This window comes from Actinosynnema pretiosum, from assembly GCF_024171695.1.
In the GTDB taxonomy this organism is placed as follows: Bacteria; Actinomycetota; Actinomycetes; order Mycobacteriales; family Pseudonocardiaceae; genus Actinosynnema; species Actinosynnema pretiosum.
In genome coordinates this window covers 186,699-211,845 of record NZ_JAMTCF010000018.1, presented here as the reverse complement: position 1 = coordinate 211,845, position 25,147 = coordinate 186,699, and the positions used below count along the sequence as shown (strand labels likewise).

The following is a 25,147-nucleotide window of genomic DNA, read 5'->3' as shown; positions in this document are numbered from 1 at the left end:
CTCGCGGTCGAACTCGTCGATCGCCTCGGCGATGACGCGAACCCTCGCCACGAGCGCGGTGAGGGTGCCGTCGCGCGACCAGCGCCAGAACCGGTTGTAGACCGTCTTCCACGGCCCGTACCGTTCGGGAAGGTCACGCCACGCGATCCCGGACTTGGCCTTGAACAGCATCCCGTTGATCACCCGACGGTCGTCCACCCGAGGACGACCCTTCGCGCCCGAGACTGGCAGCAACGGCTCGATCACCCGCCACTGCTCATCGGTCAACTCGTGCCTGCGGATCACGACCCGAAATCAAAGCAGATCAGCTACAACTGCTTTGAGGACACGCCCTAGCATGGCCGCCGTGAACGCCGCCAAGCGCACCGCAGCCCAGCAGGCCAGCACGCCCCCGACGTCCGGGCACCCCGCCGACGGGCACGACCTGATCCGCGTGCACGGGGCTCGCGAGAACAACCTGAAGGACATCCACGTCGAGCTGCCCAAGCGCAGGCTGACCGTGTTCACCGGCGTGTCCGGCTCGGGCAAGTCGTCCCTGGTGTTCGGCACGATCGCCGCCGAGTCGCAGCGGCTGATCAACGAGACCTACAGCGCGTTCGTGCAGGGCTTCATGCCGAACCTGGGCCGCCCGGACGTGGACGTGCTCGACGGCATCACCACCGCGATCATCGTGGACCAGCAGCGCATGGGCGCCGACCCGCGCTCCACCGTGGGCACCGCCACCGACGCGAACGCGATGCTGCGCATCCTGTTCAGCCGCCTCGGGAAGCCGCACATCGGGCCGCCCAGCGCGTACTCGTTCAACACCGCCTCGGTGCGCGCCAGCGGCGCCATCACGGTCGAGCGGGGCAACCGCACCAAGTCCGAGAAGGCCACGTTCAACCGGCTGGGCGGCATGTGCCCGCGCTGCGAGGGCCGGGGCTCGGTCACCGACTTCGACCTCACCCAGCTCTACGACGACTCCAAGTCGCTCGCCGAGGGCGCGCTGACCATCCCCGGTTTCAGCACCGAGGGCTGGTACGGGCGGATCTTCGCCGGGTGCGGCTACTTCGACGTGGACAAGCCGATCCGCAAGTTCACCAAGAAGGAGATGCACGACCTGCTGCACCGCGAGCCCACGAAGATCAAGGTCGACGGCGTCAACCTGACCTACGAGGGCCTGATCCCGCGCATCCGCAAGTCGTTCCTGGCCAAGGACGTCGAGGCGATGCAGCCGCACGTGCGGGCGTTCGTGGAGCGCGCGGTCACCTTCACCACCTGCCCGGAGTGCGACGGCACCCGGCTCAGCCCCGAGGCCCGGTCCTCGAAGGTCGCGGGCAAGTCGATCGCCGACGCGTGCTCGATGCAGATCAGCGACCTGGCCGAGTGGGTCGCCGGGCTGGCCGAGCCGTCGATCGCGCCGCTGCTGGAGAAGCTGCGGCACACCCTGGACTCGTTCACCGAGATCGGCCTGGGCTACCTGAGCCTGGACCGGCCCGCGGGCACGCTGTCCGGCGGCGAGGCGCAGCGGGTCAAGCTGGTGCGGCACCTGGGGTCCTCGCTCACCGACGTCACCTACGTGTTCGACGAGCCCACCGCCGGGCTGCACCCGCACGACATCCGGCGGATGAACGACCTGCTGCTGCGGCTGCGGGACAAGGGCAACACGGTGCTGGTGGTGGAGCACAAGCCGGAGGTGATCGCGATCGCCGACCACGTGGTGGACCTCGGTCCCGGCGCGGGCTCGGCGGGCGGGACGCTGTGCTTCGAGGGCGACGTGGCGGGCCTGCGGGCCAGCGGCACCACCACCGGGAGGCACCTGGACGACCGCTCGAAGGTCAAGGACTCGGTGCGCGCGGCCACCGGCAAGCTGGAGATCCGGGGCGCGGCCACGCACAACCTCAAGGGCGTGGACGTGGACGTGCCGACCGGCGTGCTGGTGGCCGTGACGGGCGTGGCGGGGTCGGGCAAGTCCTCGCTGATCCACGGCTCGCTCGCGAGGCGGGACGGGGTGATCCCGGTGGACCAGGCCCCGATCAAGGGCTCGCGGCGCAGCAACCCGGCCACCTACACCGGGCTGCTGGAGCCGATCCGCAAGGCGTTCGCCAAGGCCAACGGGGTCAAGCCCGCGCTGTTCAGCGCGAACTCCGAGGGCGCCTGCCCGACCTGCAACGGCGCGGGCGTCACCTACACCGACCTGGCGATCATGGCGGGCGTGGCGAGCACCTGCGAGGACTGCGAGGGCAAGCGGTTCCAGGCGGAGGTGCTGGAGCACCGGCTGGGCGGGCGCGACATCAGCGAGGTGCTGGCCATGCCGGTCGGCGAGGCGGTCGGGTTCTTCGGCGAGGGCGAGGCGCGGGTGCCCGCCGCGCACGCGATCCTGAAGCGGCTCGCGGACGTGGGCCTCGGCTACCTGAGCCTGGGGCAGCCGCTGACCACCCTGTCCGGCGGCGAGCGGCAGCGGCTCAAGCTGGCCACGCACATGGCGGGCAGCGGTGAGGTGTACGTGCTGGACGAGCCGACCACCGGGCTGCACCTGGCGGACGTGGAGCAGCTGCTCGGGCTGCTGGACCGGCTGGTGGACTCGGGGAAGTCGGTGATCGTGATCGAGCACCACCAGGCGGTGATGGCGCACGCGGACTGGATCATCGACCTGGGTCCGGGGGCCGGGCACGACGGCGGGCGGGTGGTGTTCGAGGGGACGCCCGCGGAGCTGGTGGCGAGCCGGGCGACGGTGACCGGGGAGCACTTGGCGGAGTACGTGGCCTGAGGGGCCGGGACGGGGCGGGGGGCGGCGCTCCGCTGCTGGTGCTCCACAGCGGGGCGAGGTGGTCCCGCACCGGGTCGACGGCGGCCCAGCTGAGCAGGGGACCAGGACGTCGGAGAGCATGTCGCCGGCAACGAGCACCCCGTGCCCGTCCAGGAGCAGGGCCGCGTGCCACGGCGCGTGCGCCCGGTGCTCGACGATCCGCGCCCTCGACCCGTCCCGTGGCAGCAGGGCCGCCCCGTCCGGCAGGGCGGTCACCCGGCCGAGCAGGTCGAGCGGGGCCCCGGTCGGCGATGCCCGTGGGGGCGAGGTGCTCGGCGGTGCGGGCCTCGGCGTCCGGTTCGGCCAGCTGCTCCCGGATCGAGGCGGCGCAGCGGGCGGTGCAGAGCCGAGGCGCCGCCGCGCCGAACCGGGGGTGCCAGACAGGTGGTCCCAGTCCGGGTGCGTCGAGAAGCCCGCCACCACCTCCCACCCGTGGGCGGACAGGTCGTCCGATCAGCCGATGCTCCTGCCTGATCGTGGCACACGGCGAGGGGCCGCCCGCAGCGCGCGGACGGCCCCCGGTCCTCCCGTGGCGGGCTAGGACAGCAGGTACTGCGGCACCACCATGGTCAGGATCGTGAACGCAGGCCCGATCAGCACCATCGCGAAGCCCCACACCGTGAGCCGCCTGGTCAGCAGCGGGCGCTCCGGTTCGGCCGCCGACGCCACGATCGTGGCCCCGGTGGTGGAGAACGGGGCGCAGTCCACCAGGGACGCCGAGATCGCCAGCGCGTAGATGAACCCGGTGGCCTCCAGGCCGCCGCCGTCCACCAGCAGCGGCACGGCCAGCGGGATCAGGGCGCCGAGGATGCCGATCGTGGAGGCGAACGCCGACACCAGGCCCGCGATCACGCAGATCACCACCGCCGCGACCAGCGGGGCGCTGACCGAGCGGGCCATCTCGCCGAGCTGGTCGATCGCGCCGAGCCTGGTGAGCACGCCGACGTAGGTCAGGATGCCGCCGAGCAGCAGGATCGTGCCCCAGTCGACCTTGGACACGGCCTTGCGGCCGATCTCCGGGAACAGCAGGGACAGCGCCACCGCGAGGGTCAGGGCGACCACGCCGAGGTTGACGTCCACGTCGAGCACGGTGAGCGTGAAGAACCCGGCGATCAGCAGGAACAGGGTGACCAGCACGGTCACCTGGACGCGGTTGATCGGCACCAGCGGGGACTCGTCGGCCGTGGTCGTGGTCTCGGCCCCGGCGCGCGAGCGGCGGATCAGCTCCCGGCCGCCGAACATCAGGAACGCGGCCAGCACGACCAGCGCGTTCACCCCGACCGACAGGAAGAACATCAGCCCGGTGTTGTACGGCAGGCCCGCCTTCTCCGCGACGGTGGCGACCGTGATGCCGTTGATGCTGGTCGGGGCCAGCGCGCCGCCGACGATCGCCGAGCTCATGGCGATGCCCATGAGGGTCGGGCTGATCCGGTGCGTGGTGGCCAGCGACATCGCGATCGGCACGACGGCGAACGCGGCGTGCGAGGTGCCCAGGCAGGCGACGGCGGTGCCGATCAGCCACATCGCCCACGGCAGCAGCGCCACCCTGGGGCCGACGAGCCGGATCGAGCGGTCGACCAGCCAGTCGATCGTGCCGGTCTCCCTGGCCATGCCGAACAGGTAGGTGATGCCGAGCAGGATCAGCAGGGCGTCGACGGGGAAGCCGCCGAGGACGGTGTCCAGGTCCTCGCCGACCAGGCCGATGCCGATGACGAACGCGGCGACCAGGGCGAGGGCGCCCATGTGCACGTTGCGGATGGCCGAGATCGCGAAGACCGCCGCGAACACGACCAGCGCGATGATCTCCGCGCTCATGCCGGGCCTCCCTCGGTCGCCACGGCCTGGGCCTGCGCGAACAGGTGGGCGTCGAGCGGTCCTGGGGCGACGCCCTCCAGGTCGTCCAGGCGCACCAGCTCGCCCGCCGCGACGGGCCTGCGCAGGCGCGCGCCGTCGAGCAGGTAGTACGGGGCCGCGCCCGGCTCGGGGGCGACCATGACCGGGGTGACGCCGTCGATCTCGTGGTGGTGCCCGGCGACCCGGAACGCGGTGCCCGCGTCGAGCGCGGTCGCGGTCCTGGCGGCGAGCAGCACGGACGGGCTGGGCGCGTGCGCGGGGCCGGTCCCGTCGACGGCGGCGTGCACGGTCAGCGGGGTCTCCACGCCCATCGCGTGGTACGGCCAGTACAGGCAGGCGTAGCGGCCGTCGCGGCTGACCACGTGGCCCTTGCCGCGCAGCAGCTCCCAGGTGACCGGGTCGCCGGTGCGCACCACCGCGAACACCCCGCCCGCGAAGCTGGCCTCGTCGGGCAGGCGCAGGGCGGAGAAGACGTCGATCACCCCGGAGCGCTCCAGGAGGCCGCCGTGCTCGCGGGCGGCGTAGACGTCGGCCAGCTCGGCGATCCTGGCCACCGGGTAGTGCAGGTCCTCGCGGTCGGGGACGGCCCCGCAGCGGGTGGCGACGACGGTCATCTCGCACAGGTCGGCGGCGGCCGAGCGCTTGAGGCCCGCGACCAGCTCGGCGCGGCGGGCCAGCGTGGCGCGGACGTCGGCGCCGAGGTCGAGCAGGTCGGCGAGGCCGGGCGCGTGGACGGTGGCGCCCGCCTGGGTGACGGCGCCGGTGGCCGGGTCGAAGACCAGGTCGTACTCGCCGGACTTGCCGATCGCGACGACCTCAAGGCCGGTCGCGGTCACCCAGTCGAGCAAGCGCAGCAGGTTGGCGGGCTGGTCGCCGTCGCCGGGCAGGTAGCGCAGCCCGGCCTCGGCGGCCTTCGCGGCGAGCGCGACGCCCGCGACGGTGTCGACCTCCTTGCTGACCATCACCACGTGCACGCCGTGCTCCAGCGCGGCGGTGGCGTAGCCCGCGCCCGCGGCGACCTTCCCGCTGGCCTCGATCAGCACGTCGACCCCCGACCAGTCGACGTCGGACCCGTCGGTTATCGCGCCCGCGTCGAGCCCCAGCTCGGCCAGGGTGCGGCGCATCCCGTCGGCGTCCGGCTCGACCAGCAGCGCGGGGACCAGCTCGGGAGTGCTCCGCAGCTGCGCCAGCAGCGTGCGGCCGTAACCACCGTTCGCGCCGGTCAGCGCGATCCTGACCGGGTGCCGGTCCCGGACGGCGTGGGAATGGATCACCGTTGCTCCAATCTGGGCGCGCGTCGTCGCGCTGCCTGCCGCTTCCCCCGCTCGGAGCCGGGGTGGGCCGTACTGTAGGCACGGAATCTACTTTTGTACAAACTTGCACCAAATTTTCACATCATGTGTGATGTGCCCATGCTGGGAGCCATCGCCGACGACTTCACCGGCGCGACAGACCTCGCGATCATGTTGCGCCGCAACGGACACCGGGTCGCGGTCGCGATCGAGGACCACGACCCCGGCGAGCGGGTCCGAGCCGGGCTCGACGCGCTCGTCATCGCGCTCAAGTCCCGCACCGCGCCCGTCGAGGAGGCCGTCGCCGCCACCCGCGCCGCCCACCAGCGGCTGCTCGACTGGGGCGCGCGGCGGGTGTACGTGAAGTACTGCTCGACCTTCGACTCCACCGACGAGGGCAACATCGGACCGGTGCTGGACGCGGTGGCCGACCGGGCGGGCGCGGAGCGGGTGGTGGTCGTGCCGTCGCTGCCCGCCAACGGTCGCACGGTCCGGGAAGGGCTGCTGCACGTGAACGGGCAGCTGCTGGAGCACTCCCCCATGCGCCACCACCCGCTCACCCCCATGACCCGGTCGCGGGTCGCCGACCTGCTGCGCCCGCAGACCCGGCACGAGGTGGCCGAGGTGCACCTGGACGTGGTGCGCTCCGGCCGTGACGCCCTGCGCGCCGCGCTGGAGGGGACGACGGCCCGGTACGTGGTGGTGGACGCGGTGGACGACGCCGACCTGGCCGTGATCGGCTCGGCCGTCGCCGAGGACGTGGTGGTCAGCGGCGGGTCCGGGCTCGCGCTCGGCCTGCCCGACCCGAACGGGGACGTCAGCGGGTGGACCGCCCCGGCGAGCGCCCGCCGGGCCGTGCTGTGCGGCAGCGCCTCCACCGCGACCCGCCGACAGATCGCCGACGCCACGCGGACCCAGCCCGGTCTGCGCGTCGACCCCGTGGCCGCCGTGCGCACCCCGGATCTCGAATTCAGCCGGATCTCCGCGTGGGCCGTCCAGCAGCCCGAGGACTCGGTGCCGATCATCTACAGCACCGGGGAGGACGCCGACCTGGTCCCCGAGGTCGACGGACGGCCGGTCGCCCCGGCCGTCGAGACCGTGCTGGCCAGGGTAGCGCGGACCTTGGTCCGGTCGGGAGTGCGGCACCTGCTCGTCGCGGGCGGGGAGACCAGCGGCGCGGTCGTGCGCTCCCTGGGCGTCGGCGTGCTGCGCGCGGGCCCTGAGATCGCCCCCGGCATCTGCTGGGCGGCGGCCACCGCCTTCAACAACCGCGAGATCGCGCTCGCGCTCAAGAGCGGCAACTTCGGCCCCGACGACCTGTTCACCTCGGCCTGGGACCGGCTCGCGTGAGCGCGGTCGAGCAGCTCGCCGAGGCGGGCGCGCGCGTGGTCGAGGCCGGTCTCAGCCCCGGCAGCAGCGGCAACATCAGCGTCCTGGACGGCGACCGCGTGCTGCTCAGCGGCACCGGCGTGCCCCTGGGCGAGCTGGGCCCCGAGGACATCGCCGTGCTGGACCTGGACGGCGCCCACCTGGGTGGCGCACGTCCCTCGAAGGAGTGGCCCCTGCACGTCGCGTTCTACCGCCGCTCCCCCGAGCACCGAGCGGTCGTGCACGTGCACTCCCCGTCCGCCGTGGCCGTGGCCTGCCTGGAGCCGTGGGCCGAGCACAGCGCCGTCCCGCCGCTCACCCCGTACTTCGTGATGCGCGTCGGCCAGACCCCGCTGCTCCCCTACCGCGCCCCCGGTGATCCGGGGTTGGGCACGGACCTGCTGGAGTGCCCGTGGGAGCTGCGCGCGGCCCTGCTGGCCAACCACGGCTCGGTCGTCGCGGGTGGCGGGCTGGCCGAGGCGGTGGACCGGGCCGTGGAACTGGAGGAGGCGTGCCGCATTACCCTGCTGACCAGCGGACTGGCCCGCAGGGAGCTCGACGCGACGGCGATCGCCGAGCTGGCGCGGCGCTGGTCGAGCCCGTGGGGCGGGAGCGCGGACCGATGAGGAGTTGACTGAACAGATGGCGCCGCTCATCCCGGAGCAGCGACGGCAGGAGATCCTGCGCAGGCTCAGGCAGGCGCAGGTGCTCAGCTACCACCAGCTCACGGAGTTGCTCGGGGTCAGCCACATGACCATCCGCAGGGACATCGCGGCGCTGGAGAAGCTGGGCAGCGTCGAGGTGACGCCGGGGGGCGCGAAGATCGCCACCAGGCTGCTGCGCGAACCGGACCGGGTCGAGAAGACCGGCTCGGACCGGGCGGCGAAGACCGCGATGGCGCGCGCGGCGGCGGCGATGGTCACCGACTCGATGACGGTGTACCTGGACGCGGGGACGACGGTGCAGGCCATGCGGCCGTTCCTGGACGGGGTGCGGGACCTGACCGTGGTCAGCAACGACCTGGCGACCGTGGCCGACTTCTGCGACCACCCAGGGGTCGACCTGATCTGCCTGGGCGGGCGGGTGGAGGTGTCGAACCAGTCGACGGTGGGGCGGCTGGCGACGCTGGCGCTGCGGGAGCTGTCGCTGGACGTGGCGTTCCTGTCGTCGAGCTCGTGGGACGTGGGGCACGGGGTGACCACGCCGGTGGAGGCGAAGGTCGAGGTGAAGCGGGCGGCGTTGGCGGTGGCCACGACGTCGGTGCTGGTGGCGGGGAGCGCGAAGTACGGGCGGTTCGCCCGGTATCGGGCGTTGCGGTTGGACGAGATTGACACGATCGTGACGGATGACGAGCTGTCGGACGAGGCGGCGGGGTTGGTTGAGGGGGTTGGGGTGACGTTGGTTCGGGCTGGGGCTGGGACTGGTGGCGGCGGGGTTGGGGCGGCCGGATCGGACGACGGGGTGGCTTGAGCGGGGGCGCGGGGCTGGATACGGGACTGGGGCGGGCCGAATAAAAAGGCTGGCTTGGGCGAGTAAACTCGCTGGTCAGAAAGCTTCTTCCCCGCGTACGCGGGGGTGGCCCCTGGACCGAGGGCTTTCCCTGCTGGCCCGAGACGTCTTCCCCGCGTACGCGGGGGTGGTCCGCGCCACCTGCTCGCCCGCAAGATGAAGTCCCTGTCTTCCCCGCGTACGCGGGGGTGGTCCCCAGTCGGCGTCCTGCTCCGGGGTGTTGGCGTCGTCTTCCCCGCGTGCGCGGGGGTGCCCCTACCCCCGCCGCTGCTCAGGTATCACCCGAGGCCTCCGCGCGCCCGCCACCACCCCGTTGTGCGCGTGCCGAGCCGCCTCCCGCTCAGTCCACCCCTCCACACCGACGTGCACCACCGCCGCGTCCAGGATCAGCTCCTCGGCCTCCCGCTCCCCCAACCACCCCGCGCCGACCAGCTCCCCCAGCCTGCACGCGGCCGTGAACACCACGTGCGCGCGAGTCCCCGGCAGCGCCCCCCGCACCCGCTCGACCTCCCCCGCCACCACCGCGTCCCGGTAAGCCCGGACCCGCCGCGACGAGGGGTTGACCGCAGGCACCACAGGCGGCCTCGGGGCAGGCGCCAAAGCTGCGACCAGCCACTCCGGCGCAGCCGCCACCGGCTCGTCCCACAGCACCCGGTACCGGACCCCGCGCACCACGGACCCGGCCGCGACCACGTACCCGCCCGCGCCCCTGGTGTCGACGCGCGGCCCGAGCCGTCCAGCGGAGTTGCCCAGTCGGATGGCCGGGGCCCGGAAGTACCGGTGCTCACCACCGCTGGGCGTCCCCACCCCGTACGTGACCGGGCACGACCCGAGCCCCTCGAACACCTCGCGACCACCGGGAACGTCCAGGTCCACCACCAGCAGCCCGGCCCCACGGCAGGCGATGCCGACGTTGAACGGCGCCCTGGCCCACCAAGCGCGCACCCGGTCGGGATCAGCGGTGGCCCGCCGGTCCCAGTCGCGCAGCACCGGGGCCTTTCCACCAGGTCGCAGCGGGATCACCGGCCACCCGCGCTCCACCACGGCCAGCGCCACCCGCACACCGGACACGCGCGCCCCCCTCAAAGCTCGGCGAACCGCCGCCCGACGCGGGGGAAGCGCGCCAAGTCCTCTCCCACCAGTGTGAACCCGGCGAACGCCCCGGAACAGGTCCACCGAGGCCAACCCGAGCGACCAGCCGGACCAGCCGGACCAGGGCGACACCAGAGCCCCGCCTGTCCTGGCCAGTCCTGGCGATCTTTGCTTGGCTCGCGTTGAGGCTTCCTTTTAATCAACACTGAAGTCATGGAATAAATTGGAATCACAGCGCCTGAGCCGCCCAAGGGCAACCAGCCGAAGAACTCAGGTCCGCCGCACCAACGCGGCAGCCTCGCTCAGATCCACCGACTCCCGCACGGTCAAGTTCGGATCCGCCCCCCGGATCGCCACCGCCTGCTCCACCAACCGCACCGCGTTCCCCCCAGCCGCCGCGAGGAACACCGGCAGCACCGCCCGCGCCAGCGCCGCGTCCCCCGCCTGCCCGCCGACCGCGACCTGCCCCAGCGCCACCGCCGTCACCGCCACGTCCAGGTCGGGCAGCCCCTCCCCCGCGCGGGTCCAGTCCACCACCACCGGCCCCTTGGGCGTCAGCACCACCGTCTCCGGCCGCAGATCCAGGTGCAGCACCCGCTGCGCCTTGTCCCCCTGCCGCCCCGGCACCCGGTGCAGCCGCGCGTGCAGGTCCGCCAGCAACCGCCCCGCCAACCCCGGCTCCGCGTCACCGGCCCGCAGCGCCGCCTGCAGAGTCCGCCCGGACAGCCGCTCCATCACCAGGTTCGGCCCCTTGGCCTGGAACACCTCGGGCACCGGGAACGCGTGCCGCGCCACGTGACCCATCACCGCCGCCTCGACGGCCGCGTCACCGCCCCGCCGGTACCGGCGCAGCACCCGGTTGGCGTCGAGCGCGTACACGTCCGCGTCGCGCCCCGCGGCGAGCAGCTTCACCGGGCCGCGCCCCTGGTGGAGACCCGCTCACCGCTCGGGGATAACCCGCGACCCCGGTCCGCCATCGGCACCCCCGTCTCACCGCGCCGCTCACCGCGCCGCGCGGCCCCGAGCCTAGTACCAGGACGGGTCCCCCAGCGGCCGGTCCTGGCAACGCCCCGCCGCAGGTCCCGGCACCGCGACCGCCCTTGGGCCGGAAGGCCCAACCCCTCCCCGCAGCCACACCAGGGCACCCACCCGCACCGGGGAGAGCGGTGTGAAAACCCCCTGGGGGAACGCCCCGAAAAACCCGAAGGGCCCCGGCACCGGTTCTCGGTGACGGGGCCCCGCTGGGTCGAACCGGCCTTCAGGGGTTGACGGCCAGGAACAGGAACGCCGCGAGCAGCACCAGGTGCACGCCGCCCTGGAGCCTCGTCGCCCGACCGGGGACCACGGTCAGCATGCTCACCACCACGGTCATGGCCAGCAGCACCATGTGGGTCGCCTCCAACCCGAGCATGAGCGGGCCGTCCAGCCAGATGGTGGCCAGCGCGATCACCGGCACGGTGAGGCCGATGCTGGCCATCGCCGAGCCGTACCCGAGGTTGAGGCTGATCTGCACCCGCCCGCGACCGGCGGCGCGCACGGCGGCCAGGGTCTCCGGCAGGAGCACCAGCAGCGCGATCACGACACCGACGAAGGACTGCGGCAGCCCCAGCGAGGCCACCCCGGCCTCGATCGCGGGCGACTCGACCTTGGCCAGGCCGACGACCGCGACCAGCGCGACCAGCAGCAGCCCGAGCGAGGTCCAGGCCTCCCGGTTGGACGGCGGCGGGGCGTGCTCGTCGTTCGCCTCGACGGCCGCCTCGTCCTCCATCTCCACGGGGAGGAAGAAGTCGCGGTGGCGCACCGTCTGGGTGAACACGAACATGCCGTACAGGGTGAGCGAGGCGAGCGCGGCGAACACCAGCTGCGGCGTGGTGAACTCCGGCCCGGCCGTGCTGGTGGTGAAGGTCGGCACCACCATGCTCAGCACGGCCAGCGTGGTCACCGTGGCCAGCGCGGCGCCGCTGCCCTCGGCGTTGAACGGCACGACCTGGTACTTCAGCGCGCCGCGCAGCAGCGACAGGCCGATGATGCCGTTCGTGGTGATCATGACCGCCGCGAAGACGGTGTCCCTCGCCAGGGTGGCGGCCTCGGGGCCGCCGGAGATCATCAGGGTCACGATGAGCGCGACCTCGATGATGGTCACCGCGACGGCGAGCACGAGTGACCCGAACGGCTCGCCAACCCGGTGCGCCACCACCTCGGCGTGGTGGACCGCCGCGAGCACGGAGCCCGCGAGCATGAGTGCCACCACGGTGACGAGGATCGGGCCGGTTTCTCGGCCCCAGGTGAGCAGCAGCGCCAGCAGGGAGAGCACGGGCACTGCGTTGGTCCAGGACAGCATGGGCGGGATGCGCGAGCGCGTCGCTGAGGTCATCGTTCTCCCGGGTCGGAGGAACATCGGATGATTCATTTTCCCAGTTCGCACCCTTGATGCCCAATCGCCCCTTTTCACCGGTGCGGGTGAAGGGGGCCGCCGGGACGGCCGCCTGCGGCCGAAGTCGGGCCGGACGGCCCGGCGCGGCCCCGTCCCCCCGACGCCCCCGGTACGCTCTGGCGGTGTTCGATCTCCGCGCAGACCGTGCGAGTTCCCCGGTCCTGGTGGCCCACCTGGGGGTCGACCGCACCCTCCTGTCGCTGGCGCCCGAAGGCCGCACCCTGCTCGGACTCTCCGCAGGTGAGGACCTCGGCGCACTGCCGGAGAGCCTGCGGGAGGCCGTCGACGGCGCGGCCGAGGAGGGGGCCTGGACGGGCGTCGGCGAGCTCGCGGGCGTGCCGGTCCGGGTGGTCTGCGTCGCGCTCGGCGAGGGGTACGCGCTGGTGGCGACCCCTGCGGCGGCGGGTGTCGGCGCCGGTGGCGACACACCTACCGTCGACGTGAGAATTCACACAACGCCTGGCACAAATTTCGCCCCGTTCGAGGAGCCCGGCGAGGTCCCCGGCGAGGTCCCCGGTGAACCGCTGCGCGGGCTGGTGGACGACCTGCCGGTGGTCGTCTGGGCCGCCGACGCGATCACCGGGCGCTACACGTTCGTGTCACGGCACGCCGAGCGGCTGCTCGGCCACCCGGTCGGGCGCTGGCTGGGCGAGCCGGGGTTCTGGGACTCCGTCGTGCACCCCGACGACCGGGACGCGCTGGCCGCCCGCGACGTGGACGGGCTGGCCGACTACGAGCTGGACTACCGCGCCATCGCCGCCGACGGGCGCGTGGTGTGGCTGCACGACCTGGTGCGGGTGGCCCGCGACGAGCGCGGCGAGCCCACCGCGCTGCACGGCGTGCTCGTGGACACCTCGCCCGGCCGGGCCGCCGAGGAGCGCGGCCGGTTCCTGGCCGGGCTGGAGGTGGAGCTGCAGCGGCTGGAGGACGCGGGCGAGGTGATGACCGCCGCGACCAGGCTGCTCGGCGAGCACCTCGGCGCCGACCGGTGCGCGTACGCCGAGGCCGAGGCCGACCAGGACCACTTCACGATGAGCGGCGACCACGCGACCGGGCTGCCGCCGCTGACCGGCCGCTTCGCCATGTCCTCGTTCGGCGCGGACGCGCTGCTGGCGATGCGCGCGGGCGAGCCGTGGGTGGTGCGCGACAGCGAGGGCGACCCGAGGCTGACCGACGCCGAGCGCCCCGTCTACCGGCGGACCGGCATCCGGGCGGTGATCTGCCTGCCGCTGCTGCGCGGCGGGCGGTTCGCCGCCGCGCTGGCCGTGCACCAGGCCGGGCCGAGGCGGTGGACGCCCGCCGAGGTGGAGCTGGTGTCGGTGGTGGCCAACCGGTGCTGGGAGTCGGTGCAGCGCACGCACGCCGACCGGGCGCTGCGGGAGAGCGAGCGGCGGTTCCGGCAGCTCGTGGAGCGGGCGACCGACGGGATCTGGGTGGTGGACCGGGACCTGCGGTTCGTGGAGGTCAACCCGGCCGCGTGCGCGCTGCTCGGGCACGCGCGCGAGGACCTGGTGGGCAAGCCTGTGGCGGCGCTGCTGGGGTCGGAGCGCGGGGAGCGGTTGGCGGCGCTGCTGAGCGATGACGGCGCGCCGGACGTGGTGACCGAGGTGTGGCAGGTGCGGCGCTCGGACGGGGGCGCGGTCGCGCTGGAGCTGAGCATCCAGGCCACGCCGACCGGGTTGCAGGCGATCGGGCGGGACATCACCGAGCGGCAGCGGGCCGAGGCCGAGCGGGAGGTGCTGCGGCACCGGGAGCACGAGATCGCGGAGGCGTTGCAGCGGAGCCTGTTGCCCAGGGAGCTGCCCGCGCTGCCCCGGTTGGCCGCGGCGGCGCGGTACTTGCCCGCTTCGGCGCACACGCAGATCGGCGGGGACTGGTACGAGGTGCTGCCGGTCGGGGAGACGACCGTGGCGCTGTCGGTGGGGGACGTGGTCGGGAAGGGGCCCCAGGCCGCCGCGGTGATGGGGCAGCTGCGGAGCGCCCTGGCCGGGTACTTGTTGGACGGGCACTCCCCGGCTGCGGCGCTGGAGCGGTTGGACGCGTTCGCGCTGCGGACTCGGGGGGCTCCGGGGAGCACGTGCGCCTGTTTGACGTTGGACTGGAGCACCGGGGAGCTGCGGTGGGCCAGCGCGGGGCACCCGCCGCCGCTGCTGGTGGAGCCCGAGCGGTCGCGGTTCCTGCCGATCGGGACCGGGACGGTGCTGGGGGTTCCTGGGCGGGCGGCTTACCGGGAGTCGACGGTGGTGCTGCCGTCCGGGGGGATGGTGGTGCTGTACACGGACGGGTTGGTGGAGCGGCGCGGGGCGTTGATCGACGCCGGGTTGGACGCGCTGTTGCGGTTGGTCAGGGACGAGCACGAGCTCGGGCCGGACGAGCTGGCTGATCGGATCACGTCCGCGCTGCTCGATGGCGGGCAGGACGATGACGTGGCGCTGGTGGTGGTGCGGAAGATCCCGGAGCCGTTGCGGAAGCGGGTTGCGGCGGAGGCGCCTGAGCTGTCGGGGATGCGGCGGCGGGTGGCGGAGTGGGCCGGGCGGGCTGGGCTTTCGGATGACTTGTTGTGCGACTTGCAGTTGGCGTTGGGGGAGGCTGCGGCCAACGCCGTTGACCACGCTTATCCGGATGGTCCTGGGGAGTTCGAGTACCGGGTGGAGCGGGTCGCGGATGGCGGGGTTCGGGTTCGGGTGTGCGACTGGGGGCAGTGGCGGCCCGCTCCGGAGGACAAGGGGCACCGGGGGCGTGGGGTGCAGTTGATCCAGACGGTGGGGCGGGACGCGGTGTTCACCAGGGGGGCTGAGGGGACCGTGGTGGAGTTCGTGGTTCCCGAGGGGGATGGGGTGCCCTCGTCGGCTGGGGGGCGGGGAGAGCGGAGGGGGCGAGCGGCGCGGGCGGTGCGTGGGCCGGTGGTGGGGGCTCGGTGCACGGCCGGGGAGGAGTTCCGGGACGCGGTGCAGGTGTTGCACCTGGGTGGGGATCTGGACCTTGACGGGGTTCGGGCGTTGCGGGAGTTCTTGTTGTCGCGGGTGGATGTTGCGGATCGGCGGCCCGTGGAGCTGGATTTGAGCGGGTTGGGGTACTTGAGCAGTTCCGGGGTGGCTTTGTTGTTGGAGGCTGCCGAGGTTGCGGCTGGGCGGGGGCGTTCGGTCGGGGTGGTGGTGACCGAGGGGAGCGCGCCTGCTCGGATCATGGCCGTGTCCGGGTTGCACGGTGGAGCGGCCGGGGATCGGTTGGCGTTGCGGATGGTGCCCCGGTAGGGGGTGGGGTGGGGTTTGAAGAGGGAAGAGCTTAAGAGCGAAGAGGGAAGAGCTGAAAGTCAAGAGCTGAAGAGCTCGCCTCGCCGGCGGGGCAGGCCTCCAAAAACGAGAGGGACGAGCTCTGCCGGCCGGTGACCGTTGGGGCGGTGGTCCGGTTTACCCCTGCGGTGGGCGGGGTCCCTCGTCTCCGTTTGGCCTCCTTTCAGGCAAGCACACTCGTCAAGACGCCGGATGACTCGGGCGGTCTGCCGTGGCAGTGCGGCGGCATCTTGACGAGCGTGCTCGGGCTGCGCCAGGCCAAACGGAGACGAGGGACGCGGGATGGGCTGGCTGCGGGCTCGCTGCGCTCGCCCCGCAGCCCGCTTGGCGGGTGGCCTGGGGGCTGGGGGTGCGGTCGGCTTGCGGGCCGTTGGTGGTGCTTGTGGTGCGGTGGGGTTAGGGCTGGGGGCGGACGGCTTCCACTGCCTCGTCCAGGGTGGGCTTGATCAAGAGGCTGTCGGCCATGCCGGTCACCTGGAGGGGGCGCAGGACTGCGCGTTGGTCCGCCACCACGGCCAGGGCCAGGCCTCGGCGCTGGGCCCTGGCGTACGACTCGGCCAGCAGGGAGATGCCGCTGGAGCCGAAGAAGACCACCTCGCGCAGGTCCAGGACCAGGGCGCCCGTCGCCTGGTCCAGCTGGTCCAGGACCTCGGCCCTGATCGGGTCGGTGCTGGCTGCGTCGACCTCGCCGGTGATCCGGGTGATCAGCACTCCGTCCGCTTCGCGGGTGACCGCGCCCGTCTGTCCGTCCATGAGTTGTGCCTCCACGCGCTGCTGGTCCGTGCGAACGGGCTGGCTGCTCAACCCACGACTATCCGGCTTCCCGGAGAGTCTACTCACCGTGTCCGGATTACTCGGCCTCTCCCCCGTTCAGGTGGCCGAGCCTGCGGAAGGCCAGCAGAGCGATGTCGTCCTTCTTCTCCTGGCCCAGTTCCGCCAGGAGGCGGTCGCAGAGTGCGTCCATGTCGTCGCTGTGCGACACGGACTCGCGCAGCAGGTCGAGGCCGACGTCCATGTCCTCGCCCGCGTGCTCGACCAGGCCGTCCGTGGTGAGCAGGACCAGGGTGTCCTCGGCCAGCACGATCGGGGTCGCCGGTGGCCTCGGCAGGCCGACGCCCAGCAGGGGGCCCCGGATCTCGTCCAGGTAGCGGGTGCCCGAGCGGTCGGCCAGCAGGGGTGGGATGTGGCCCGCGTTCGCCACCAGGGTGGAGCCGTCGGCCGGGTCGACCAGGAACAGGCAGAGCGTCGTGATGCCCCGGAAGGGGTGGTAGCGCTGGAGCATCGCGTCCAGCTTGGCCAGGATGACCGTCGGGTCGCGCTCCTCCACGGCGTAGGCGCGCAGCGCGTGCCGCACCTCGCCCATGATCGTGGCCGCGTCCAGGGAGTGCCCGCACACGTCGCCGATGGCGATCAGCAGGCGGTCGTCGTCGAGTTCGGTGACCTCGTAGAAGTCGCCGCCGATCTCGGCGTGCGCGGACGCGGGCACGTACCTGGCCGTCATGGGCAGGGTCGGTCTGGTCGGGAGGACCCTGGGCAGCAGGCTGCGCTGGAGGGTCAGGGCTAGGTTGTGCTCCTCGGCGAACGCCCGCAGGCCGTCGGCGGCCAGCGCGGTGGCCTGGGCCAGCTGGCGCAGCAGGTTGCGGTCCTCGTCGGTGGTGGCGCTCGCCGGGTCCACCGCGAGCAGGATCGGGGTGCGGCGCTGGTTGCGGCGGGCCGCGACCACGGCGGCGGGTTCGCCGGGGCGCCACGGCGGGTCCTCGACCAGGCGGACCTCGCCGTCGCCGGGCTGGCGCTCCAGGACGTCGTCCGGGGCCGTGTCGAGCACGGCCTCGCCGCCCTCGGCCCGGCAGGAGCGCACCGCGCCCTGCGGGGTGGGCACCAGCGCGGTCGCCGCCGTGTCCAGGACGGTGGCGGTGCCGGTCGCGGCGGCCTCGGCCAGGTCGTCGAAGGTCTGCGCGGCGTTGACCGCCAGGGTGGCCCTGGTGAGCTTGGCCAGGCGGTCCGCGAGGCGCTCGGCCAGCGCGCGGGCCCGGTAGTAGCGCAGGGCCGCCTCGACGGTGGCCAGCAGCTCGCCGGGGTCGACCGGCTCGGTGAGGTAGGCGTCCGCGCCCCGGTTCAGGCCGGTGATGCGGTCCTCGGCCTCGCGGTGCGCGGCGGACACGTGCACGACCGGCACGGCGGCGGTGCGCGGGTCGCCCTTGATCCGCTCGGCGATGTCGAAGCCGCTCATGTCGGGCAGGTTGACGTCCAGCACGACCAGGTCGAACTCGACCTCGTCGAGCAGTTCGAGGGCCTGGCCGCCGGTGACGGCCTCGGTGATCAGGTGGCCGCCCCTGCGCAGCCAGCTGGCGGTGATGTACCGGCTGGCCTCCAGGTCGTCCACGACGAGGATGTGCGCCGGGGTGGGCTGGGGGAGGTTCATCGCAGCGGCCCCGGTGGGAGGGTTCGGGCCCCCGGCGGCAGCGAGCGCGCCCCGAGGGGTGGGAGGGTGGCGCGGGCGGTCGAGTCCGACGCGACCAGGGCGCGCACGGCCGCGCGCGCGTCGCGCACCGCCCGTCGCACGACCTCGCCGGTCAGGCCCGCCAGCGGCAGCACGACCGCGCCGAGCCTGGACACCGTGCGCTCGACGGCGCTGTCTGCGTCCGGGCAGGTCACCACGACCGGGACGCCGCGCAGCACCGCGTCCTGCCGCAGCACCGACAGCACCTCGCTGCCGCTGACCAGCGGCGTGTCGCAGGACAGCAGCACCAGGCCGGGCACCTCGGCGCGGGCGGCGGCGAGGGCGTCGCGGCCGTCGGCGGACAGCGCGACCCTGGTGGCGATGCCGTCCAGCGCGGCGGTCAGCAGGGTCCGGTTGCCGCCGTCGGCGTCCACGACCAGCGCGGTGCCAACGGGCTGCGCGTCGTCGGTGCCCAGCGGCAGCCGCAGCTCCACCTTGGTGCCCTCGCCGGGCGCGCTGGTCAGCACCAGGTCGCCGCCGAGGATGCGGGCGAGCTTGCGGGCGTACGGCAGGCCGAGGCCCGTGCCGCTCGCCCCGGCCTGGAGCTTGTTGGCGACCTGGTAGAACTCCTCGAACACCCTGGCCTGCTCCTCGGCGGGGATGCCGATGCCGGTGTCGGCGACGGTGAAGCGCAGCCCCGGCTCGGGGCCCGTCCCGTCGGGGCGCACGGTCAGCCGCACCTCGCCGCGCTCGGTGAACTTCAGCCCGTTGGACAGCAGGTTCCGCAGGATGCGCACCAGCATCGTCTCGTCGGTGACCAGCACCGGGAGGTCCGGCGGGGTGTCCACGACCAGGGCGACGTCCGGGGTGCGGGCGGTGGTCTGGAGGGCGCCGCGCAGCTGCGCGACCACCAGCGGCAGGTCCACCGGGGCGGGCCTGGGGCGCAGGCTGCCCGACTCGGCCTTGGCCGTGTCCAGCAGCTCGTTGACCAGCGCCAGCAGGGTCTCCCCCGCCTGGTTGACCAGGGTGACCTGGCGGCGCTGCTCCTCGGTGAGCGGGTCGGAGCCGGGCGCGGCCATCAGCCGGGTCAGGCCGACCACCGAGTTCACCGGGGAGCGCAGCTCGTGGCTGATGGTGGACCAGAAGCGGGTGCGGGCCTCGGCGGCCTCGCGCAGCTGGGTGGTCTTCTCCTCCAGCTCCGCGTACAGGGCCACCACGCCCTGGTTGGTCTGCTCCAGCTCGTCGGACAGCTCCTTGTACAGGGCCATGACGCCCCGGTTGGTGTCCTCCAGCTCGGAGTTGAGCCGTTCCAGCTCGCGCCCCTTGGCCTCGGCGTCCTCCATGGCCGCCAAGAGCTCCTGGTTCTGGGTGCGCAGCTCGTCGAGCGCGTCACCGCCGGCTGCGGCGGCAAGTTCGCGACGCAGACGACCCACCTCCTCGGCCGTGGGTGGGAGCTTGCCCTGGGGCAGCTCCTTGACCAACGTCACCCGAGTGCCGTTCTCGTCGGCCGTGACCGCGTCCATGAACCGGCGCACCGTGTCCCAGCCGGGACCGGTGGCCTGGCCGCCGGTCCAGCCGAACTCGATGACCAGCGCGGGCCTCGGGTCGGCGCGCAGCCCGAACAGCACGGTGGCCGGTTCGGAGCGGCGGACCAGCTCGCGGCCGAGGTCGCTGAGCGCGGAGGCGACCCGGATCTGGTCCTGGCCGTCCATGCCGATGCCCGCGGCGACCTCGCGACCGCGCTGGCGCAGCAGGAACACGTCGGGATCGGCCGACACGGACAGGCGCAGCAGCCCCCCGACGCCCTCGGGAGCCCGGTGCGGGCTCACGTGGTGGCCACGAGGACGCCCGCGTCGTCGCGGCGCACGCCCGCGTCGCGCAGCAGCGCGGCGGCGGTGAGCAGCGGCGGACCGGTGACCAGGTCCGGATCGGGACCCCACCGCTCGGTGAGGCCGTCGGAGTGCAGCACGACCACGGCCCCCTCCGGCAGCGGGTAGTCGAACGATCGGATGACGCGCGCCTGGTACCCCGCGACGCCGGGTGCCGAAACCATTCCCTGCTTGCGGTCGGCGGTCAGGACCGACGCGGCGATGTTGCCGAGCCCGCAGAACCGGGCGGTGCGGGCGGCCAGGTCCAGCTCGGCGACCGCGACGGCGCCGCCCCTGGTGCCGCGCAGCGCGCCGTGCAGGTGGGTGACGAGCTCCTGCGGCGAGGTGCTCGGGTGCGCGCGGAAGAGCCGCACGGCCTCGCGGGAGGCGGACGCGGCCAGCGGTCCGTGGCCGGAGCCGTCGCACATCATCAGGACGAGCCGGTCGCCGTCGCGGCGCACGGCCCACGCGTCGCCGCACTCCTCCTCGCCACCGATGGCCCTGGTCAGGCCGGTGGCGGTGTCGTCGGGGATGTCGGACAGGGGGCCGCGCCGCGGGTGGAAGCGGGCGACCAGGGCGGTGCCGCGCGGGCTGGAGGAGACCGCGCAGGTGTCGGCCGCGCGGGCCACCGCGCCCATGCCCAGGCCCAGGGTGCCGGTGCTGGACTGGCCGTCGAGCAGCGCGAGGTCGACGTCCGGGATGCCGGGGCCGGAGTCGAGCGAGAGCACCTCGACGGCGGCCTGGTCGACGGCCCGCAGCGAGCGGACCAGGACCTGGCCCTCGCGGGCGTGCTTGAGCAGGTTGGTGCCGAGCTCGGTGACGGCGAGGCCGATCTCGGCGACCCTGGTTCCGGGGAAGCCGAGCTGCTCGGCGAGCGCGGTGGCGGCCCTGCGGGCCCTGCCGACCTGGGCGGTCTCCTCGACGCGCACCCAGGCCACGTCCTCCGTGACCGGGAGGAACTGGTTCACCTGCGCCACGTCACCGCTTCCACTTGACCACGGTCACGCTGGTGCCCCGGCCGACCTCGGTGTCGAGGTCGAACTCGTCGACCAGCCTGCGCGCGCCGGACAGGCCGAGGCCCATGCCCTTGCCGCTGCTCCAGCCGTCGGCCAGCGCGAGCGTGAGGTCGGGGATGCCGGGGCCCTCGTCGGTGAAGGCCGCGCGCACGCCCTGGCGGCGGCCGTCGGTGACGACCTCCACGCTGGCGCGCCCGCCGCCCCCGTAGACCAGGGTGTTGCGGGCCAGCTCGCTCGCGGCGGTGACCAGCTTGGTCTGGTCGACCAGGGAGAGCTTGACCTTCAGGGCGTGGTTGCGCACGAGCTGGCGCACCCGCACCACGTCGTCGTCACCCGAGATGGGCTGGAGGTCGGGGGACCCCACGGGGGTGGTCACAGCTCGCCTCTGCGCTGCCTGCCGAGCACTCCGAGGATCTTCATGCCGCGCTCCAGGTCCAGGGCCGTGCGCACGCCGCCGAGGGTGAGCCCGAGCTCGACCAGGGTGATGGCGACGGCCGGGCGCATCCCGACGACGACGGTGTCGGCGTCGAACAGCTTGGAGATCGAGGCGATGGTGGCGAACATGCGGCCGATGAACGAGTCGACGATCTCCACGGCGGAGATGTCGATGATCACGCCGTGCGCGCCGGTCGCGCTGATCTTCTCGGCGAGGTCCTCCTGGAGGGCGAGGACGCTCTGGTCCTGCAGGTCGATCTGGATCGACACCAGCAGGACGTCGCCGATCTTGAGGATCGGGACGCGCTCGATCATCACCGGGCGCTCCGATCGTGGGTGACCTCGACGCCCTCGCGGCGCAGCGCGTGCCGCAGCGCGTCGGACAGCGAGGCCTTGGTGGTGATGTCGCCGAACTCGATGCCCAGCGCCACGATCGTCTGGGCGATCTGCGGGCGGATGCCGGAGATGGTGCACTCCGCGCCCATCAGGCGGGCGGCGACGACGGTCTTGAGCAGGTGCTGGGCGACCTGGGTGTCGACGGCGAGCACGCCGGTGATGTCGATGATGGCGTGCTCGGAGCCGGTCTCGACCAGCGCTTCGAGGAGCTTCTCCATCACGACCTGGGTGCGCGCGGAGTCCAGGGTGCCGACCAGCGGCACGGCCAGGATGCCCTCCCAGATCTTCACCACGGGGGTGGTGAGCTCCAGGAGCTGCTCGGACTGCTCCTGGATGATCTCCTCGCGGGCCCGCGAGTAGGTCTCGAAGGTGATCAGGCCGAGCGCGTCCAGCAGCTGGGAGAAGCCCATGAGCTGCCGGAACAGGTCGGTGTCGGTCTCGGGCAGCTCGTCGGCCAGCTCGAACACCACGCGCTTGAGGGCGAAGATGCTGGACGCGGTCTCCGACGGGGTGTACCCCTGCCGGGCGCGGTTGCGCGACATGTCCTCCAGCAGCGCCTTGACCTCGGCGTTGCGGTCGGTGACCTGGTAGTGATCCCGGTCGTCGACGACGTGCAGCAGGGCGGTGTAGAGCTCGCCGAAGTCCCGCTCCAGCTCCGCCTTGGTCACCCGGCCCCGGATCTGCTCGAGCACCGCGTCGCCCCACCTGGCGATGACCGTGCCTGCATTGTTCCTCAACAACCCGGTCAGGCGGTGTTCGCTGCCCTGCCCCGCGTCCGCAACCACTCTGCTGCCTCCTCCTAGGACTACTGGAAGCAGAGAGTAGTGGGCGGACGGGGGGAGGTGGTGACGGCGGGCCGCGTGGCGGGGTGGTGACCGCAGTGGTGCGCCCGTCGGGGACGCGCCGGGCACGGGGTGTGCCCGGTCGCGCGCCCGTTCGGCCCAACGCGTGCCCGACTCGTGGGCGGAGCAGCGCTCGCCGCGTGCCCGGTTCGGCGGCGGCGGTCCCCCGGCTCAGTCCCGGTCGCCGCCGAACCGCATCCGGAACTCCGGGATGACCGCGCCGAGCAGCGGGCGGTGCGGCAGGAGCCAGCCGAGAGGGCCCTTGGCGGCGAACCGCCACTCCAGCCGGGTGAGCATCCCCCTGCCGCTCGCCCGGAACGGGGTGCGCGCGGTGCGACCGCCCAGGCTCTGCCACAGCGGCAGGGCGGCCTTGAGCGGGAGCGTGGCGCCCTTGGGCACCAGGCGGGCGGCGGCGATGCCCTCGGCGTCGCCGGAGGTGCGGGTGACGTCCAGGTCGGCCAGCTCCTTGGGGATGCCCCACATGGCACGGGCGCCCGCCTTGGACGGCTCGCTGTCCACCCAGATGTGCGTGATGGTCAGGCCGAGCCGCCAGCCCTTGCGGACCAGGACGGCGGCGAGCAGCTCGTTGTAGGGCAGCAGGCTGCCGGGCAGGTAGGCGACGAAGCCGGTGACCACCAGCGAGCGGCCGAGCAGGCGCACCGGGCGCACGCCGTCGGGCAGCGGCGGGGTGGTCCTGACCGCCCAGAGCGAGGCGCAGCCGTGCCCGTGCAGGTCCCAGGGTTCCGGTGGGTATTCCATCGGGTGATCCTCTCGCAGGGCGGTCACACGGGGGTGATGGGCAGCAGCGCGGCGGGCGCGGTCGGCGGCACCACCGGGTGACGCGGGGTGACCGGGCGGACCCTCCGGTAGACCTCTCCGAGGGGTGGGCGCGGGTCCGGCTCGCCCTTGTTCGGCCACAGCGACATCGCCCGCTCGGCCATGGCGGTGATGGTCAGTGACGGGTTGACGCCCAGGTTCGCCGGGATGGTCGAGCCGTCCACCACGTGCAGGCCCTCGTGCCCGAACACCCGGTGGTAGGCGTCGACCACGCCGCTCTCCGCCGACGCGCCGATGCCGCAGCCGCCGATGAAGTGGCCGGTCAGGGGCACGTCGAAGAAGTCCGTCCAGGCCCCGCCGGGGATGCCGCCGATCTTCTCCGCGACACGCCGGGTGAGCTCGTGCCCGACCGGGTTCCACACCTCGTTCTGCTCCCCCTCCCCCGGTCCCGAGGTCAGGCCCCGGCCGAACGGGCCGCGCCTGCCCCTGGTGGTCAGGGAGGTGTCGGTGTTCTGCATGAACAGCAGCGCCACGGACCGCTCGGACCAGCGCCTGGGGTTGAGCAGCCTGGGCAGGTCGCGGCGCTGCGCCACCAGCCGGTCGACGCCGCTGCGCCAGCGCGCCCTGCCCGGCTCGGGGTCGGCGAGCACGGTCATGAGCAGGCCCATGACGTTGCTGCCGCGCCCGTAGCGGACCGGTTCGACGTGGGTCCGCGCGTCCGGGTGCACCGAGGAGGTGATGGCCACGCCGCGCGAGTAGTCGACGTCGTCGGTGCGGGCCTTCACCGCGAGCACGGCCTCGGCGTTGGTGCGGGAGAGCACGCCGAGGCGCGCGGAGATCCGCGGCAGCACGCCCCGGTCGCGCAGCGAGTGCAGCAGCCGCTGGGTGCCCATGGCGGCGGCGGAGAACACGACCTGACCCGCGGTGAGCACCTCGGTGCGCCACGGCCTGCCGGTGCGGTGGGCGCGCACCTCGTAGCCGCCCGCGACCGGGCGCACGTCGGTGACGGTGGTCAGCGGGTGGACGGTCGCGCCCGCGCGCTCGGCCAGGTGCAGGTAGTTCTTGGGCAGGGTGTTCTTGGCGTTGTGCCTGCACCCGGTCATGCACTCGCCGCAGTGCGTGCACCCGGCGCGCTCGGGCCCGACGCCGCCGAAGAACGGGTCGGCCACCCGCTGGCCGGGGCGCTCGGCGAAGAACACGCCGACGCGGGAGCGGTGGTAGGTGGAGCCGACGCCGAGGTCGTCGGCGACCGCGCGCAGCACCCGGTCCGCCGGGGTGGTGAGCGGGTTCTCCACCACGCCCAGCATCCGCTCGGCCTGGTCGTACCAGCGCTCCAGCTCGGACTTCCAGTCGGCGGTCCCGCTCCACGCGGGCGCGGTGAAGAAGTGCTCGCCGGGCCGGTAGAGGGTGTTGGCGTAGACGAGCGAGCCGCCGCCGACGCCCGCGCCGCTGAGCACGAGCACGTCGCGCAGCAGGTCGATCCGCTGGATGCCGTAGCAGCCGAGCGCCGGGGCGAACAGGTAGTCGCGCAGCCGCCAGGAGGTGCGGGCGAACTCGTGGTCGGCGAACCTGCGGCCCGCTTCGAGGACGCCGACGCGGTAGCCCTTCTCGGTCAGGCGCAGCGCGCTGACCGCGCCGCCGAAGCCGGAGCCGATCACCAGGACGTCGTAGTCGTGGGCTGGGTCGGGCACGGTGCTCCTCCGCGTGGGTCGAGGGTCGGGGGCGAGGTCGGGGGTCCGGGTG

At 73.3% G+C, this 25,147-nt stretch carries 20 protein-coding genes; 5 read left to right on the top strand and 15 right to left on the bottom strand.

Features of this window, described 5'->3' with window-relative positions; translation table 11 throughout:
• Positions 1-282, bottom strand: a 282-nt coding sequence (locus LV78_RS31560; protein WP_253848807.1) for a transposase, incomplete at its 3' end; no start/stop codon positions are given.
• Positions 283-337: 55 nt separating this feature from the next.
• Between LV78_RS31560 and LV78_RS31555 the strand changes: the two genes are divergently transcribed.
• Positions 338-2,749, top strand: coding sequence for an ATP-binding cassette domain-containing protein (locus LV78_RS31555; protein ID WP_253849671.1), 2,412 nt, complete (start codon positions 338-340; stop codon positions 2,747-2,749).
• Positions 2,750-3,325: 576 nt separating this feature from the next.
• On the opposite strand, the gene LV78_RS31550 is transcribed toward LV78_RS31555, so the two are convergent.
• Both LV78_RS31550 and LV78_RS31545 read right to left on the bottom strand, forming a co-directional pair.
• Positions 3,326-4,603: an ArsB/NhaD family transporter gene (locus LV78_RS31550; protein ID WP_253849670.1), complete on the bottom strand. Its 1,278-nt coding sequence runs from the start codon at positions 4,601-4,603 to the stop codon at positions 3,326-3,328.
• Complete coding sequence (locus LV78_RS31545) at positions 4,600-5,916, bottom strand: homoserine dehydrogenase (protein WP_253849669.1); 1,317 nt, start codon at positions 5,914-5,916, stop codon at positions 4,600-4,602. Before LV78_RS31545 ends, LV78_RS31550 begins: the two co-directional genes overlap by 4 nt.
• 138 nt (positions 5,917-6,054) lie before the next feature.
• Here LV78_RS31545 and otnK point away from each other — a divergent pair, with 138 nt between their 5' ends.
• From otnK to LV78_RS31530, 3 genes are read left to right on the top strand one after another with little or no spacing between them, the layout of a single operon-like run.
• Complete coding sequence (gene otnK, locus LV78_RS31540) at positions 6,055-7,284, top strand: 3-oxo-tetronate kinase (protein WP_253849677.1); 1,230 nt, start codon at positions 6,055-6,057, stop codon at positions 7,282-7,284.
• On the top strand, positions 7,281-7,928 hold the full coding sequence (locus LV78_RS31535) for a class II aldolase/adducin family protein (protein WP_253849668.1): 648 nt from the start codon (positions 7,281-7,283) through the stop codon (positions 7,926-7,928). Before otnK ends, LV78_RS31535 begins: the two co-directional genes overlap by 4 nt.
• Before the next feature lie 16 nt (positions 7,929-7,944).
• Positions 7,945-8,772, top strand: a complete 828-nt coding sequence (locus tag LV78_RS31530) for a DeoR/GlpR family DNA-binding transcription regulator (RefSeq protein WP_253849667.1) — start codon at positions 7,945-7,947, stop codon at positions 8,770-8,772.
• 294 nt (positions 8,773-9,066) lie between these two features.
• Here the strand turns inward: LV78_RS31530 and LV78_RS31525 are convergent, their stop codons facing one another.
• From LV78_RS31525 to LV78_RS31515, 3 genes are all read right to left on the bottom strand, one after another.
• The gene (locus LV78_RS31525) at positions 9,067-9,882 is read right to left on the bottom strand and encodes a bifunctional DNA primase/polymerase (RefSeq protein WP_253849666.1); all 816 of its coding nucleotides are present in this window, start codon (positions 9,880-9,882) and stop codon (positions 9,067-9,069) included.
• A 291-nt stretch (positions 9,883-10,173) separates the two neighbouring features.
• Complete coding sequence (locus LV78_RS31520) at positions 10,174-10,815, bottom strand: phosphotransferase (protein WP_253849665.1); 642 nt, start codon at positions 10,813-10,815, stop codon at positions 10,174-10,176.
• A 346-nt stretch (positions 10,816-11,161) separates the two neighbouring features.
• Positions 11,162-12,277: a calcium:cation antiporter gene (locus LV78_RS31515; RefSeq protein WP_253849664.1), complete on the bottom strand. Its 1,116-nt coding sequence runs from the start codon at positions 12,275-12,277 to the stop codon at positions 11,162-11,164.
• Positions 12,278-12,459: 182 nt separating this feature from the next.
• On the opposite strand from LV78_RS31515, the gene LV78_RS31510 reads away from it, so the two are divergent.
• Positions 12,460-15,591, top strand: a complete 3,132-nt coding sequence (locus LV78_RS31510; RefSeq protein ID WP_253849663.1) for a SpoIIE family protein phosphatase — start codon at positions 12,460-12,462, stop codon at positions 15,589-15,591.
• A gap of 435 nt (positions 15,592-16,026) precedes the next feature.
• Here the strand turns inward: LV78_RS31510 and LV78_RS31505 are convergent, their stop codons facing one another.
• From LV78_RS31505 to LV78_RS31465, 9 genes are all read right to left on the bottom strand, one after another.
• Positions 16,027-16,383 (bottom strand): anti-sigma factor antagonist, encoded by a 357-nt coding sequence (locus LV78_RS31505; RefSeq protein ID WP_253849662.1) that lies wholly within the window; start codon positions 16,381-16,383, stop codon positions 16,027-16,029.
• Between the two features lie 97 nt (positions 16,384-16,480).
• Positions 16,481-18,052, bottom strand: coding sequence for a fused response regulator/phosphatase (locus tag LV78_RS31500; RefSeq protein WP_253849661.1), 1,572 nt, complete (start codon positions 18,050-18,052; stop codon positions 16,481-16,483).
• Complete coding sequence (locus tag LV78_RS31495; protein ID WP_253849660.1) at positions 18,049-19,899, bottom strand: ATP-binding protein; 1,851 nt, start codon at positions 19,897-19,899, stop codon at positions 18,049-18,051. Before LV78_RS31495 ends, LV78_RS31500 begins: the two co-directional genes overlap by 4 nt.
• On the bottom strand, positions 19,896-20,915 hold the full coding sequence (locus tag LV78_RS41840) for an ATP-binding protein (protein ID WP_253849659.1): 1,020 nt from the start codon (positions 20,913-20,915) through the stop codon (positions 19,896-19,898). The genes LV78_RS31495 and LV78_RS41840 overlap by 4 nt, the downstream gene beginning before the upstream one ends.
• A 1-nt stretch (position 20,916) precedes the next feature.
• A complete protein-coding gene (locus tag LV78_RS31485; RefSeq protein WP_253849658.1) occupies positions 20,917-21,330 on the bottom strand; it encodes an anti-sigma regulatory factor in 414 nt (137 codons plus the stop codon).
• The gene (locus tag LV78_RS31480) at positions 21,327-21,704 is read right to left on the bottom strand and encodes an STAS domain-containing protein (RefSeq protein WP_253849657.1); all 378 of its coding nucleotides are present in this window, start codon (positions 21,702-21,704) and stop codon (positions 21,327-21,329) included. The genes LV78_RS31485 and LV78_RS31480 overlap by 4 nt, the downstream gene beginning before the upstream one ends.
• Entirely contained in the window at positions 21,704-22,570 is an 867-nt protein-coding gene (locus LV78_RS31475) for an STAS domain-containing protein (RefSeq protein ID WP_253849656.1), read from the bottom strand. The genes LV78_RS31480 and LV78_RS31475 overlap by 1 nt, the downstream gene beginning before the upstream one ends.
• Positions 22,571-22,798: 228 nt before the next feature.
• Positions 22,799-23,386, bottom strand: a complete 588-nt coding sequence (locus tag LV78_RS31470) for an acetoacetate decarboxylase family protein (protein WP_253849655.1) — start codon at positions 23,384-23,386, stop codon at positions 22,799-22,801.
• Between the two features lie 23 nt (positions 23,387-23,409).
• The gene (locus tag LV78_RS31465; RefSeq protein WP_253849653.1) at positions 23,410-25,095 is read right to left on the bottom strand and encodes a GMC oxidoreductase; all 1,686 of its coding nucleotides are present in this window, start codon (positions 25,093-25,095) and stop codon (positions 23,410-23,412) included.
• Between the last annotated feature and the right edge of the window lie 52 nt (positions 25,096-25,147).

Excerpts from the sequence above, each read along its gene's own strand:
- LV78_RS31555 (WP_253849671.1), top strand. The coding sequence starts at position 338 with ATGGCCGCCGTGAACGCCGCCAAGCGCACCGCAGCCCAGCAGGCCAGC.
- LV78_RS31550 (WP_253849670.1), bottom strand. The coding sequence starts at position 4,603 with ATGAGCGCGGAGATCATCGCGCTGGTCGTGTTCGCGGCGGTCTTCGCG.
- otnK (WP_253849677.1), top strand. The coding sequence starts at position 6,055 with ATGCTGGGAGCCATCGCCGACGACTTCACCGGCGCGACAGACCTCGCG.
- LV78_RS31530 (WP_253849667.1), top strand. The coding sequence starts at position 7,945 with ATGGCGCCGCTCATCCCGGAGCAGCGACGGCAGGAGATCCTGCGCAGG.
- LV78_RS31515 (WP_253849664.1), bottom strand. The coding sequence starts at position 12,277 with ATGACCTCAGCGACGCGCTCGCGCATCCCGCCCATGCTGTCCTGGACC.
- LV78_RS31505 (WP_253849662.1), bottom strand. The coding sequence starts at position 16,383 with ATGGACGGACAGACGGGCGCGGTCACCCGCGAAGCGGACGGAGTGCTG.
- LV78_RS31500 (WP_253849661.1), bottom strand. The coding sequence starts at position 18,052 with ATGAACCTCCCCCAGCCCACCCCGGCGCACATCCTCGTCGTGGACGAC.
- LV78_RS31480 (WP_253849657.1), bottom strand. The coding sequence starts at position 21,704 with ATGATCGAGCGCGTCCCGATCCTCAAGATCGGCGACGTCCTGCTGGTG.
- LV78_RS31470 (WP_253849655.1), bottom strand. The coding sequence starts at position 23,386 with ATGGAATACCCACCGGAACCCTGGGACCTGCACGGGCACGGCTGCGCC.